Here is a 12,455-nt window from a genome sequence, read left to right as displayed (position 1 = left end):
TCGGAAATTTCTGCCGGGTCTGTACTCGGAAAGGTGTTCCGAATCAGTCCTCGGTGTCGGGCCGGCTGCGCGCGTTGACCGACACCAAAGCCAGCCGGTCGCCGCGGTAGCGGACGGATTCGAGATCGAACGGTGTGCCGTCCTCGAGGTAGCTCAGCCGATGCAGCAGCAGCACCGGTGTGCCCGGTTTGACGTCGAGGTGGCGGGCAGTGCCCCGGTCGGCCGCGACGGCCTCGACCGTGTTCTCCGCCGCCCCGAGCCGGACGCCGAGCTTGTCCTCGAGCAGCCGGAACACGTCCTCATGACCCAGGTCGGCGCCGACGAGGGCATCGATCGCCTCCGGGCGTAACGAGGTGGTATCCAGCGACAGCGGCACGTTCCCCACCGACCGGAGGCGTTCGATGAACAGGATCCGACTCCCCTCGGGGATCTCCAGTTTCGACGCGACCGAAGGCGTCGCGGTGGCTTCCCGGGCCGACAGCACCTTGTTCTCGACCACCAACCGATGCCCGGCCAGCGATTCGGCCAGACCCTCGAGGCGGTCGATGCGCTGCCGCAACTTGGCGCCGGTGACGAACGTGCCCGCCCCCTGCACCCGCGTGATCAGCCCCTCGGCGCGCAGCAGGTCGAGCGCCTCGCGGATCGCGTTGCGGCTCACACCCCACTCCGCGGCCAGGGCGCTTTCCGGCGGCAACAGCGGGCGGGGGGCCGCGAGGCCGCCGAAGGCACCGTCGAGGATCTGGGTGCGGAGTACATCGCGCACCCAGCGCGCGGCGTCCTCGCGGGTGCCGGCGTATCTGCGCACCGGTGGCCGGGGAAACCCCGCCGGTGTGTGCTGTCGCCTCGCTGTCATGGTTATAACTTCCCACCTGGCCATTCCCGTCCCTTTACCCCGGAGTTTTCCGTCTGTTACGCCACCATCTGCACCCTCGAACCGCTGGCCAGGGGGTTTCTTACGGCGAAACTGCTCGATAACGCCACTCGATCCGCGGCGCGTGCCGCCGGCCTTTCCGTGCCCCCGTCACGGCGGCGGCCCCGGTGCGCAATGTCGCGCGCCGGGGCCGCCTGCGGGTCGGCTCGAAGCCGTCAGATATCCAGGAATCGTTCATCGGAGGCATTGTGGGTGATGAAGCTGCGGCGCACATCGACGTGCTCACCCATCAGAATCGCAAACAATTCGTCGGCGAGCTCCGCGTCACCGATCGTGAGCTGCCGCAGCACGCGGACAGCTGGATCCATGGTGGTTTCCCATAATTCGTTCGGATCCATTTCGCCAAGACCTTTGTAGCGCTGAATTCCGGTGGACGTGTCTATCCGTTTTCCCGCCGCACGGCCGGCCGCGAGCACCCGGTCCCGCTGGGCATCCGAATAGGCATATTCGGGAGTCGCTCGCTGCCATTTCAGCTTGTAGAGCGGCGGCTGCGCCAAATAAACGTGACCGTTTTCGATCAAGGGGCGCATATACCGGAACAGCAGGGTCAGCAGCAGTGTCGAGATATGTTTTCCGTCGACATCGGCATCGGCCATCAGCACGATTTTGTGATAGCGCAGCCGCGCGATATCGAATTCCTCGTGGATACCGGTGCCGAACGCAGTGATGATCGACTGGACCTCGGCGTTCTTCAGCACCCGGTCGATCCGGTTCTTCTCGACATTGATGATCTTGCCGCGGAGCGGCAGGATCGCCTGATACATCGAATCGCGGCCCGACTTCGCGCTACCGCCCGCCGAATCGCCCTCAACGATGAAGATTTCGCTGCGGTGCGGATCGGCGCTGCGGCAGTCCGCCAGCTTGCCCGGCAATCCGCCCAGGCTGCTCACGGTTTTGCGGCGGACGAGTTCCCGGGCCTTGCGGGCGGCCAGCCGAGCCTGTGCGGAGGAGGCCGCTTTGCTCACGATCAGCTTGCCCTCGGCCGGATTCGCATCGAACCAGTCCGACAGCTTCTCGTGGCAGATCTTCTGCACGAACGATCTGATCGCGCTGTTACCCAACCGGGTCTTGGTCTGCCCCTCGAATTGTGGATCGGCGACCTTCACCGAGATCACGGCCGCCAGGCCTTCCCGGATATCGTCGCCGGTCAAATTCGGATCCGCGGTCTTCAGCACTTTCAGCGAACGGGCATACCGGTTGACCACGGTGGTCAACGCCGCCCGGAAACCCTCCTCGTGCACACCGCCCTCGGGGGTGTTGATTGTGTTGGCGAAGGTGCGTACCGATTCACTGAATCCGGCGTTCCACTGCAGGGCCACCTCGGCCTCGACCCCGCTGCCGCGGGCGGAGAAACCGATGACGTGCTGATGCAGCGGTTGTTTCGCACGATTGAGGTGGCCGACGAAATCACGAAGGCCGCCCGGGAAACGATAGGTACTGGGCGCGTCTTCACCGGTACGCCGGTCGTCGGTCAGTGTGATCTCCAGGCCACTGTTGAGAAAGGCCATCTCCTGCAGCCGGCGAGCCACCGTATCGAAGTCGTATTCGGTGGTTTCGAACACTTCGGGATCCGCCCAGAATCGGACCGTGGTACCCGTGCCCGCGATGCGTTCGCCGCGGGTGAGGGTCTGCGGAATCGACTCCAGATACTGTTGCGACCACAGATATCCGTCGCGCCCGATCTCTACCTCCAGCCGGGTCGACAGCGCATTGACCACTGACACCCCGACACCGTGCAGACCTCCCGACACCGTGTATGCACCGTCTTCGGCCCCGAACTTGCCGCCCGCGTGCAGCTGCGTCATCACCACGTCGACCGTCGGTATCCCCGACGCGTGCATGGCCACCGGGATGCCGCGGCCGTTGTCGCGTACCTCGGCGCCGCCGTCGGCGAGCAACCGCACGTCGACCCGGGTGGCGTGCCCGGCCATCGCCTCGTCCACCCCGTTGTCCACAACCTCCCACAGCATGTGGTGCAGGCCGCGGGAGCTCGTGGAGCCGATGTACATGCCCGGTCGTTTTCGGACGACGTCGAGACCTTCGAGGACGGTGATGGACTTCGCGTTATAGGTCGACGGCACTCCCGTCGTCGTCACCGCTCGTCTCCGATCCGCACGATGCAGCGGAACCCGATGTGGCCGGTCGAGGCGTCCTCGGTATGTCCCTGACGGGCGGCCGGCCGATACCGGTCGCAGTAGTTCGGCGAGCACAGATGCGAGCCGCCCTTGACCACGCGGCGCGGGTACGGTTCGGCCCCCGCGGCGACCGCGACCTCCTGGACCGGGTTTCGCGGAATACAGCAACTGCGGGCGGGTGCTACGTTCTTGTCGCTGTCGGCGTGGCTTGGGGTGAGATGATCAAAGGTCCACTCCCAAACATTGCCCGCCATATCATGCAGCCCGAACCCGTTGGCACGGAATTTACCGACCGGCGAGGTGCCCGCGTAACCATCCAATTCCAGGTTCTCCCAGGGAAATTTCCCCTGCCAGACGTTGCCGCCGGGGCGACCGCCCGGTTCCCGTTCCTCACCCCAGACATAGGTGGCGCGGTGCAGACCGCCCCGCGCCGCGAATTCCCATTCGGCCTCCGTCGGCAGCGATTTACCCGCCCAGGCCGCGTAGGCGCAGGCGTCGAGATACGACACCTGGGTCACCGGGTGCAGGTTGCGTTCTCCCACGTTGCTGCCGGGGCCTTCGGGGTGACGCCAGTCCGCGCCCGGTACATATCTCCACCACCGCCGGTAGTCGTTCAGCGGGACCGGACCGGGCGGCGGCGTGAACACCATCGACCCCGGGGCCAGCAGGTCGGGATCCGCATCCGGGAATTCGGCGGGATCGGGTTCGAGTTCGGCGGTCGTGCGATAGCCGGTGGCTTTGACGAACCGGCGGAACTGGGCGACGGTCACCGGGTGGCTGTCCATCCAGAATCCGTCCACCGACACCTGATGAGCCGGCCGCTCCTCCGCGTAATGATCGTCGGATCCCATCCAGTAGGTTCCCCCGGGAATCCACACCATTCCCTTGCGCGCAGTGACGGGCTGAGGCGGAGCAATGGTCGACATGACAGCCATGCTGGCGTCCCGCGGCCCGGGGCGCGTTACCTTGCGTGTTACGCCATCACGTCCCCCACGGATCCCGAGATCAGAAGCCCCTCCCCGGCGGATCTCCGTATGTTACGCCAGCAGTTAACACAACTCACCTACGCCAGCTTCTGCCGCCCTGGTCGCAGCGTCGAACACGCTGCTGTGCAGCAAACTCTGGCTACGTTCCAACGCATCAACGGCGGAGGACAGTAGACCCGCTCCACCGACAGCCTGGTCGGCCGCCTCCAGTTCCGCCATGAATACGTTCAGACGTTCGACGTCGGCCATCCCGATCCGGGAGTGGCTCGACGTCGGCAATGTCGCGGCGGTAAGCGCTGCTGCTTTACCGAATTCGCGGCGGTTCACGTCTGTCTTATCGTCGATACTTCCGGGGTTGGGTGTCCTTGCGCTGATCGCCGCGCGGACGATAGGGCGAGCGTAAAGCGGCGCATCGCCTCCGGGCTCAGCTTTCTCGAGCCAACTATCTAGGTTGGCGGCACGTTGCCCGCGCACCGGCTCTCGAATCGGCCGCCGGCACCTCGTGGGGTCGTCGGGTCGAGTCTGTCAGAACGCCTGCATGACTGCGGCGCGCTCGGGACTCGTCATTGGGATATCGACGGCACCCTGATCCCCGCGGATCTGCGATGGCTGCGGAGGGCTACCGCGCTCATCCGGTGTGTCTCCCATTTGGGTGCCGTTTTCGATTCCCATTTCCCATTTCGTTCCCATTCGAGCGCCATGTGCCTGTGGCCATCGACCTGCCTGCCCTGATCGCCTCGCTGTAAGCACAGGGCAACGACTGTATGAACATGGCCTCGGGGGTCAACCCTCCACCGGCGCCAGGTTCCTGGTTGCCCAGCCTGGCCGAGTGGCACCGAGTTCGAGCAGCCGGTCGTAAGTTGTGCGCAGATCGTCGACGTGCCAGTACACGATCGCTCCGCCCGGACCCGGCTCGGCGCGCTCGGGTCGGTACGCGTGGTCGATCAGGCCGAACTCGTGCTCGTCGTCGCCCACCCGGAACTCGTAATAGCCGGGCACGGCGAAATACGGTGGTGTCGCCAGGAACTCGGCGTACCAGTCCTTCGCCGCCTCCAGATCCTCCGCGTAAAAGGTTACCGTCGTCATTCCTCGCAGCATCGCTGTGGGTGCCGCTCGACGAGCGATGCGGATGATCGACCGCGGCGAGATCATCGGCGCCGCGACCGTAGTCGGTGTGTATCGGGCGCTGCTGGAGGACCGCGGGGTTGGTGGCCGGCCGCACGCCCGAATCGGCGGACCTTCGTTCACCGAATGGCTCGACGCCACCTACCCGATCAAGGGGTGACCCCGCGTCCCCGTCCCATCAGCAGTTCTGCGGAGCCCGCCAGGCGTCCTGCGCGTAGGTGGTCGAGCCGACCATGGCGCCGATCACGCCGCCGATGATCCCGAACGGGACGGCCCCGACAAAGAAGACGGGCAGACCCGCGACCGCGCCGCTCCCGGTCCCGAGCAGGGCGCCCAGGCCGGCCCGGAGTTCGATGGAGTCGCCGGGCGCCATGCACGCCGCGATAGGCGCCGCCGCCCCGGACCCCGGAGCATCGGGGGCTTGCACCGGCGCGACCGGTGCGGGCGCCGGGGCGGGCTCGGCCGCCGCGACGCCCCCTGATCCGACAATGAGCGTCCCGGCAATGACGCCGCCGAGCACGGTGCGGGTCGATATCTTCAACATATGCGCGCAGATCCCTGATCAGTCGAGAACAATTGTGCGACCTGAGTAGTCAGGTCTGCGACCATGATGTCGTATCGGCCGGTGTAGTGCTCGGGTATCTCGGTCGGAGCAAGCCGGAAAACCGTGCTCGCCGATGATCCGTCCTGCCCCTCCTGCGCAGGTAGACCCAGATTTTCCTTCCTCCCCATGTCGGCCGACCCCAGGAGATCGAATCTCCACAGAAAGGCATGCTGTTGGTGATCGGGGCGGCGATCTGCCTGCCCTGATAGGTTCCCGGCCATGGCCCACAGCGATTCCTCCAAGTCAGCATCGCGGCCACCACAAGCATCAGCCGACCAAGCCCGTCCCCACACCCGGGACTCCCTTGCACAGGACATGAGAACACTGGGGCTGCGTAGCGGCGACCTCGTCCTGGTACACGCGAGCCTGAAATCGCTGGGGTGGGTGTCCGGTGGAGCCGTCGCAGTCATCCAGGCACTACAGGACGCTCTCACCCCCTCGGGCACACTCGTCGTCCCGACGCATACCTCGGGCCTGACCGATCCCGCGAGATGGCAGAACCCTCCCGTACCCCCGGAATGGGTACCGGACGTGCGGGCCAGTTGGCCGGCCTTCGATCCCGAACGAACCCCTAGCGAGTGGATGGGGGCGGTCGCCGAAACATTTCGCACCTGGCCGGATGTGCGGCGGAGTCACCATCCGCACGTCTCGTTTGCCGCATGGGGTGCCGACGCGGCGGCAATCCTCAACGGCCACGAGCTGAACATGTCACTCGGCGAGGGATCGCCACTGGCGCGCTTGTACGACCGCCATGCACGAGTGCTGCTGATCGGAACGAACAACTGCACGAGCCTGCACCTCGCGGAGGTGCGTGCCGGTACGGCGACCGCGATAACCCAAGGAGGCCCGCTGATCCGCGATGGGCGACGACAGTGGGTGAGGTTTCCGGACCTGGACTACGACGACACCCACTTCATCGACATTCTCGACGAGTTCGCAGCAGCACAACCGGCCCATACCAGCACTGGACGGCTCGGTTCGTCGGTGGCACGGCTGCTGGAACAGCGACCCTTGGTCGATTTCGCCACCGACGCACTACGCAGGAAGTCCAGATAGTTGCCGCGGACACCACCGGTCAACACAGGATCGATGATTCCGGAGAGCGCGCCCAACTCGCTTGCGGGATAGCGGGATGGCCTGAAAGCTTTGACCGCTTCACCCCCAGCAGGGCAGCCACGCGACCGCGTCGTGGGCAAAGCTCTGGTTGACCGGCGCCGACGTCCGGGGCAGTGATCGTGCCTCCTACCCAGCCTTCTTCATCGCCCTTGGACGCGACCGAGGAACCGCACACCGGACAGAACCCGCGTTACCATGACTCGGCGTCGATCGAACTGTGGCAGGCGAGTCCGTTTCCGGTCCCTCGCGTGGCGGCGAGGAGCCTGGATCCCCAGTCCTTCATGAGGTCGGTCGCTTCAGCCGGCCCGTGCACGATGAACGGTGCTCCGATCGAGACGAGGCAGAAGGCCGCCCAGTCCAGGGATTCGGCGGCGATATGGACCTCGCACGAGCCGGGGTCGATGGCGGTGACAGTGCCGTAATGGACAATCTCGGCTCTGACCCGTTCGGCGGAAGCCTGGACGGTGGCGTGCACCCGGTACTTGGAAGGCATCGACCCGATCCGGTCGCGGACGTATTCCACCGGATCGTCGCCGGGCAGGCTGCGCGGTGCGAATCGTGCGCCGGTGCGTCGTGGTTGCACGACCCGGTCGATGCGGAAGGTCCGCCAGTCGGTGCGATCGAGATCCCAGGCCACCAGGTAGAGGCGGCTTTCGACATTGACGATCTGATGCGGTTGGGCGGTGCGCTGCGAAGTGGCCGCGTCGCTGCCGCGGTAGGAGAACGAGACGGTATCGGCGTCCCGGCAGGCGAGCGCCAGGGTGGTCAATGCGGTGACATCGCCGATCACGGCTCGGTTGTATCCATCACCGGCGGGAGTCGCGACAGTTCGCAGGCTATCGATCCGGCGGCGGATCCGGACCGGAAGGACCTGGACGATCTTGGCCATGGCGCTCATGGCAGCTTCCGCGGAGGCGGGATGGACGCCGGTGGCGATCTCCTTCAGCCCCAGCACCGTTGCGGCGGCCTCCTCCTCGCCCAGCACCAGTGGCGGCAGGCAGGCACCCGCGCTGAGCTGGTAGCCGCCGCCGGTTCCGCGCGTCGTGACGATCGGATAGCCGATCTCCTGGAGACCGAGTACATCGCGCCGGACGGTCCGCTCGCTGACATCGAGTCGGCGGGCGAGATCGGCACCGGACCAGTGGCGACGGCTTTGCAGCAGACCGAGAAGCGCAAGGGTGCGGGTGCTGGTGGACACATCCCGAGGCTAGGTGCACTTGTGGCCATATCCTGTCCGCAACTGCGGTGAATCTGGGGGCATCAACCGAAAAGGAGACAGTATGTCCACCACTCCCGCCGTCCCCCCGGCGCCCGCCGGATCCGCAACGGTCGACCCCTTCATCTGGACCGACGACGCGGCAGGTCTGCTCGACTTCCTCGGCGATGTGTTCGGGGCGATCGAGGTCGCCGAGGCGCGGACCGCCGATACCGACGGCCTGATTCTGCATTCCGAACTGCGGATAGGCGATTCGACGCTGACGATTGCCGATCGCAAACCGGACTGGCCGTATATGCCGTCCTTCGTCCGCGTCTATGTCGACGATCCGGCCGCCACGCTGAAACGTGCCGCCGCGCGTGGTGCGCGGATCGTGACCGAGCCGACGGATTTCTGGGGCGACGTACTCTCCCGCTTCGCCGACCCGTTCGGCCACCTGTGGTGGGTGTACAAGCACAATCCGGGTAACGCGTCCTGGGATGAAGGTTCGGCGGACGGAACCGGCGAAGGCGACTGGGGGCAGGCGGATTCCGCCGAGGACGGAGGGGGCGAGCAGTCCTGGGAGTCGTTCGCCACCCCGGAATTGACCGCCGTTCATTCCTCACTCATGGAAGCGATGGCGTCGCTGAAGGATCCGCGCACCCGCTGACCCACCGGCTATGCCCTGCGGCCGCATATGCGCCGCAGGGCATGCGTTGACCGCTTCATCCCAGAGGGGGCATCCACGCGACAGCGTTGTGGGCGAAGCTCTGCTTGACCGGCGCCAAGGCGACATGATCGTCCAAAGCAGTGATCGTGACCCCTACCCAGCCTTCGTCATCGCCCTTGGATGCGACCGAGGAACCGCACACCGGACAGAACCCGCGGCAGATTTGCGGGAAAGTCTCGTACCAGGTGGGCTCCCCGCCCGGACCGTTCCACGCGAAGCCTTCTTCCGAGAAGGACACCCACGACATCACCGGAGCGCCGGAAAGCTTCTGGCAGTGCTCGCACGAACACAGATGCGGGAAGTCCGGTTCGCCGGTCGCGGAGAACCGGATATTTCCACAGAGGCATCCGCCGTTCATACCGCTCCTTCAGCTCACGCGGCGGGATCGGTCGGCATTTCAACAGATGTCCACCGATGTCCGCCGGCAGTTCCAGTTTTCCACCCAGCGCGGAAACATACGCGAAGAGAGCCTCGACCGTCGCGACTTCACCATGCTCGGTCTGCGACACCCACCCCGGGTGGTCACGACCCGTCCCGTCGGCGAAAATGAAATCGACGGACTCCTGTCCGCATACGGAGTCCATGCAGCGCGCACCTGAAGCCGGGCGACAGATGCCGGGGCCCGGCCGACCCGGAGCACAGCGTCGTATGCCTCCGTAAGTCGGATCAGTCCGCGTAGGGTCACGGCAAGAACTGCCGGAGATCGCAGACTGCGACCGGCGGCGGGCGTTCAGATTGCTGAAGAATCCGGCCATACCTGCCGATCAGGGTGCATCTTGATCGCTGCGGGAAACAAGGAGCGTGATGGAGACGATCACTGGAACCGCTGCCGGCGTCCCCTACACCGCGCTGCCACCCGACGGCAGGGGCGACGCTCCGGCGCCACTGATCGTGTCCTGGCACATGCTGGACGCGCCGCGCTCCGATGCAGCGTTCGCCGCTGCCCTGCCGATGACCGCGGTGCCGGCCTGGCGGGTCCACTTGGGGATGCCGATGTGTGGCGCCCGGATGGTCGACGGCCGTGTCGACGCCGTGCTCGAACTCGCCCGCCAGGACCCTTTACTCGCGAACCTCGCACCGTTCGCGCAGCAGGCTGCCGACGAGTTCCCGGCAGCCCTGGCGGCACTTCGCGAGCAGCTTCCGGTCGAGGAGGGGCCGGTCAGCATTCTCGGCGCCTCGCTCGGCGGCACCGTCGCTCTCCAGGTGCTCTGCACAGAGTCGATCCCGATCCGGCACGTTGCGCTCGTGAACCCGGCGGTCCGTATCCGCTCGGTCGTCCCCCTGACCGAGGGAATCACTGGTCATCCGTACGAATGGACGGCCGAAGCCGAGCGTATCGCAGACAGACTGGACTTCGTGGCCCGTGCCGCCGAACTCACCGTTGCGCCGCCGCTGCTGGTCGTCAGCGGGGAAGAGGATCACCCGGACCTTCGCGCCGACGCGGCTGCACTGGTCGACACCGTGAAGCACCGCTATGCGCAGCCGGACAACGCCGAACTGGTCTCCGTGCCGAACCTCGCGCATCCGCTGGCCGACGAACCGGGTCTCGAACCGGCGCCACAGCGACCCGACGCGAAAGCGGTCGACGACATCCTGACGCGGTGGTTTCGCCGGCAGCTCATCTCCTAACCGTCGCCGCCGGCCGTGGTTGGGTCGGCGATACCTCATTCGAGGCCGGAAATCCCGGGGTCCAGGCCGTTGTCGATATGCACTCGTGCACAGTTCATCCCGATATCGTCGGTCGGCTCAGCGCAGGACTTCGGCGATATCTGCGGCGGCGGTCATGATGATCAGAGTCGGGACGAGTTTCGGGGCCGGTATACGGTAGGAGCCGCGGCCATGTTGTTCGATCACTTTCGCCGATATCAGCGCACGGACATGGTGATACAACTGTCCTTGCGAGGTGAGGCCCGCCGCCTCCGCGAGTTCCGAACCGGTACATGGACCGTCCAGCAGAGCCTCGACCAATGCCTGCCGGACCGGATGGCCCAGGGCGGCCAGGACTTCGACACGGTCGTGCGCAGGCAGCGTGCGTATCGCGGTGGCGCTGTAGCGGATCGTCCAGTCCACCGGGCCGCCGAAATCGACGCTGCCGCCGTATTCCACGAAGCCCCGCTCGCCGCGGTCGTCGGGCGCCGGCCCCTCGAGGGCTGCGATCCGCGCCTCCAGCTCGGCGAGTTTGGCGTCGACATCCGTCACGGCGCCGTCCTCGGGCACGCCGCGGATTCGGCGGGGCCGGCGAAGGTATCGGTCATACCGCGCATGCTAACCGGCGCGCCATCTCCGGGTCCGTCATGGCGCCGACCAGCACTTGCTGCTGGCTCATTGTTGATAGCGCTTCCGCCCACACGTCGATGGACATGCGATGGTCGAGCAACACCGCGGTGGCCACCGTCCCGTCGGCCGCACGTAAGTAGATCGCGTCGGCCAGTACACCGGGGTAGCTTCCGCCCTTGAAACCGATCGCCTCGTACCCGGGTGGCGGTTGCTGCCATTCCAGTTGTGCCCGGGCGACGTCGGCGCCGGCGCCGAAACTGCCGTCGGCGATGGCTCGGTGAATGGACGCGAGCTGGCGGGCGGAAGCGGTGGCCGTGGTTTCGGCCCATCGGGTTTGCGCTTCCGGTGCAGGTAGCGGCCGTGATTGAATATCTGCGCGGTATGCGGGGTCGCCGGCGTGGCGGCGGGCGGTGTCCCACTCGTCGCCGCCGGGCTCGAGCAGCCGGATGATCTCGCCGAGCTTGCTGGAGGGCCGATATCCCTCCCATCCGCCCGCGGCCGCTGCGTCGATCAACGCCTGGTCACCGAGACGTTCGCGTAGGTAGTCGGGTACGGCGTTATCACTTTCCTGGATCATCGCACTGACCAGCTGGTCCAATGTCACGGTTTCCCCGCCGAGCCGGGCCCTTGCCCGCTCGTGGGCTCCCCCGTCGGTTCCCGGTAGGTACCACCGTTCCCATTCGGCGACCGGCACCCGTTCCTGCGGGTCGAGTTCCCCGTTCGCGACCGCGCGCGCATAAGCCGCCAGCGGCACCACCTTGTTCGCCGACGCCGTTGGCTGCGGCTCACCGGCCCGCCCCTGCACGACCTGCCCTCGCCCGTCGTCCATGTACACGGAGATAGTTTCCGGTTCCGCGGCGATACGCCCCAACCAGCCGTCGGCCGAGGTGACGCCGGGTTCCGGCGGCGGCCCGCATGCCTGCGCCGCTGGCTCTGTTCCTGAACATCCCGTGGCCAGTGGAATCAACATCATCGTGGCCAGCACCAACCGAATCCGCATCAGCATTCTTTCTTATTCCGGAATTACGAATTTACGAACAAGTTGACTGTACCTCGGATCGACATCGCAAACGAGGGGACACCACTTCGTGCGGGTTGCGGCGCGAACGAGACGCGCCCGGTCTCGTGCAGTCCGGTCGCTACGGCAACCACACCGCGCAATCGTCGGCAGCATCGATATGTGACTCGGTCTCGACTGCCGCTGGACGCCATTCGAGCAGAGCGACCTCACGCAACTCCTGCCCGACGAACTGCCCGAGTCACTCGTCGGCGAAGGACCATTCGGGCGTCATGTGGGCCGATTCTCCCCGTTTGTCACAGGCCTTTCAGAACACGATCGAGTGCCGACCGGCCTTT

14 protein-coding genes are annotated in these 12,455 nt (G+C 66.0%); 4 read left to right on the top strand and 10 right to left on the bottom strand.

Annotation, left to right across the window (positions count from 1 at the left end; genetic code table 11):
- Positions 1–43 precede the first annotated feature (43 nt).
- The 5 genes from ON22_RS28605 to ON22_RS28585 all read right to left on the bottom strand — a co-directional run bounded on the left by ON22_RS28605 (position 44) and on the right by ON22_RS28585 (position 5,138).
- Positions 44–853 (bottom strand): GntR family transcriptional regulator, encoded by an 810-nt coding sequence (locus ON22_RS28605; protein ID WP_081595913.1) that lies wholly within the window; start codon positions 851–853, stop codon positions 44–46.
- 233 nt (positions 854–1,086) lie between these two features.
- Complete coding sequence (gene gyrB / locus ON22_RS28600) at positions 1,087–3,027, bottom strand: DNA topoisomerase (ATP-hydrolyzing) subunit B (protein WP_033247689.1); 1,941 nt, start codon at positions 3,025–3,027, stop codon at positions 1,087–1,089.
- A complete protein-coding gene (locus ON22_RS28595) occupies positions 3,024–3,992 on the bottom strand; it encodes a formylglycine-generating enzyme family protein (RefSeq protein WP_506329733.1) in 969 nt (322 codons plus the stop codon). Before ON22_RS28595 ends, gyrB begins: the two co-directional genes overlap by 4 nt.
- A gap of 123 nt (positions 3,993–4,115) precedes the next feature.
- Positions 4,116–4,379: a hypothetical protein gene (locus ON22_RS28590; protein ID WP_043740850.1), complete on the bottom strand. Its 264-nt coding sequence runs from the start codon at positions 4,377–4,379 to the stop codon at positions 4,116–4,118.
- Positions 4,380–4,835: 456 nt separating this feature from the next.
- Complete coding sequence (locus tag ON22_RS28585; protein WP_197039753.1) at positions 4,836–5,138, bottom strand: VOC family protein; 303 nt, start codon at positions 5,136–5,138, stop codon at positions 4,836–4,838.
- 43 nt (positions 5,139–5,181) lie between these two features.
- On the opposite strand from ON22_RS28585, the gene ON22_RS36980 reads away from it, so the two are divergent.
- A complete protein-coding gene (locus tag ON22_RS36980) occupies positions 5,182–5,337 on the top strand; it encodes a hypothetical protein (RefSeq protein WP_156052497.1) in 156 nt (51 codons plus the stop codon).
- An 18-nt stretch (positions 5,338–5,355) separates the two neighbouring features.
- Here ON22_RS36980 and ON22_RS28580 read toward each other — a convergent pair whose 3' ends face one another.
- On the bottom strand, positions 5,356–5,721 hold the full coding sequence (locus tag ON22_RS28580) for a hypothetical protein (protein ID WP_033247692.1): 366 nt from the start codon (positions 5,719–5,721) through the stop codon (positions 5,356–5,358).
- Between the two features lie 375 nt (positions 5,722–6,096).
- Between ON22_RS28580 and ON22_RS28570 the strand changes: the two genes are divergently transcribed.
- Positions 6,097–6,837, top strand: coding sequence for an AAC(3) family N-acetyltransferase (locus ON22_RS28570; protein ID WP_197039755.1), 741 nt, complete (start codon positions 6,097–6,099; stop codon positions 6,835–6,837).
- 250 nt (positions 6,838–7,087) lie between these two features.
- Here ON22_RS28570 and ON22_RS28565 read toward each other — a convergent pair whose 3' ends face one another.
- The gene (locus ON22_RS28565; RefSeq protein WP_051158217.1) at positions 7,088–8,095 is read right to left on the bottom strand and encodes a helix-turn-helix transcriptional regulator; all 1,008 of its coding nucleotides are present in this window, start codon (positions 8,093–8,095) and stop codon (positions 7,088–7,090) included.
- Positions 8,096–8,177: 82 nt separating this feature from the next.
- Between ON22_RS28565 and ON22_RS28560 the strand changes: the two genes are divergently transcribed.
- Complete coding sequence (locus ON22_RS28560; protein ID WP_033247695.1) at positions 8,178–8,762, top strand: VOC family protein; 585 nt, start codon at positions 8,178–8,180, stop codon at positions 8,760–8,762.
- A 55-nt stretch (positions 8,763–8,817) separates the two neighbouring features.
- Here ON22_RS28560 and ON22_RS28555 read toward each other — a convergent pair whose 3' ends face one another.
- Positions 8,818–9,180 carry a GFA family protein gene (locus ON22_RS28555; RefSeq protein ID WP_033247696.1) on the bottom strand — a complete coding sequence of 121 codons (363 nt, stop codon included), beginning with the start codon at positions 9,178–9,180 and terminating at the stop codon, positions 8,818–8,820.
- Positions 9,181–9,626: 446 nt separating this feature from the next.
- On the opposite strand from ON22_RS28555, the gene ON22_RS28545 reads away from it, so the two are divergent.
- Positions 9,627–10,451: an alpha/beta hydrolase family protein gene (locus tag ON22_RS28545; protein ID WP_033247698.1), complete on the top strand. Its 825-nt coding sequence runs from the start codon at positions 9,627–9,629 to the stop codon at positions 10,449–10,451.
- 117 nt (positions 10,452–10,568) lie between these two features.
- On the opposite strand, the gene ON22_RS28540 is transcribed toward ON22_RS28545, so the two are convergent.
- Together ON22_RS28540 and ON22_RS28535 are read right to left on the bottom strand one after the other, a co-directional pair.
- Positions 10,569–11,021, bottom strand: a complete 453-nt coding sequence (locus ON22_RS28540) for an ArsR/SmtB family transcription factor (protein ID WP_033247705.1) — start codon at positions 11,019–11,021, stop codon at positions 10,569–10,571.
- Between the two features lie 52 nt (positions 11,022–11,073).
- Positions 11,074–12,099 carry a serine hydrolase gene (locus ON22_RS28535; RefSeq protein WP_033247706.1) on the bottom strand — a complete coding sequence of 342 codons (1,026 nt, stop codon included), beginning with the start codon at positions 12,097–12,099 and terminating at the stop codon, positions 11,074–11,076.
- Positions 12,100–12,455 lie beyond the last annotated feature (356 nt).

It is taken from the genome of Nocardia carnea NBRC 14403, from assembly GCF_000308515.1.
Lineage (GTDB): Bacteria > Actinomycetota > Actinomycetes > Mycobacteriales > Mycobacteriaceae > Nocardia > Nocardia carnea.
This window is presented reverse-complemented; position numbering and strand designations above follow the sequence as displayed.

Coding starts and splice junctions, on each gene's coding strand:
- ON22_RS36980 (WP_156052497.1), top strand. CDS start 5,182: ATGATCGACCGCGGCGAGATCATCGGCGCCGCGACCGTAGTCGGTGTG.
- ON22_RS28570 (WP_197039755.1), top strand. CDS start 6,097: ATGAGAACACTGGGGCTGCGTAGCGGCGACCTCGTCCTGGTACACGCG.
- ON22_RS28585 (WP_197039753.1), bottom strand. CDS start 5,138: ATGACGACGGTAACCTTTTACGCGGAGGATCTGGAGGCGGCGAAGGAC.
- ON22_RS28560 (WP_033247695.1), top strand. CDS start 8,178: ATGTCCACCACTCCCGCCGTCCCCCCGGCGCCCGCCGGATCCGCAACG.
- ON22_RS28605 (WP_081595913.1), bottom strand. CDS start 853: ATGACAGCGAGGCGACAGCACACACCGGCGGGGTTTCCCCGGCCACCG.
- ON22_RS28555 (WP_033247696.1), bottom strand. CDS start 9,180: ATGAACGGCGGATGCCTCTGTGGAAATATCCGGTTCTCCGCGACCGGC.
- ON22_RS28535 (WP_033247706.1), bottom strand. CDS start 12,099: ATGCGGATTCGGTTGGTGCTGGCCACGATGATGTTGATTCCACTGGCC.
- ON22_RS28580 (WP_033247692.1), bottom strand. CDS start 5,721: ATGTTGAAGATATCGACCCGCACCGTGCTCGGCGGCGTCATTGCCGGG.
- ON22_RS28545 (WP_033247698.1), top strand. CDS start 9,627: ATGGAGACGATCACTGGAACCGCTGCCGGCGTCCCCTACACCGCGCTG.
- ON22_RS28595 (WP_506329733.1), bottom strand. CDS start 3,992: ATGTCGACCATTGCTCCGCCTCAGCCCGTCACTGCGCGCAAGGGAATG.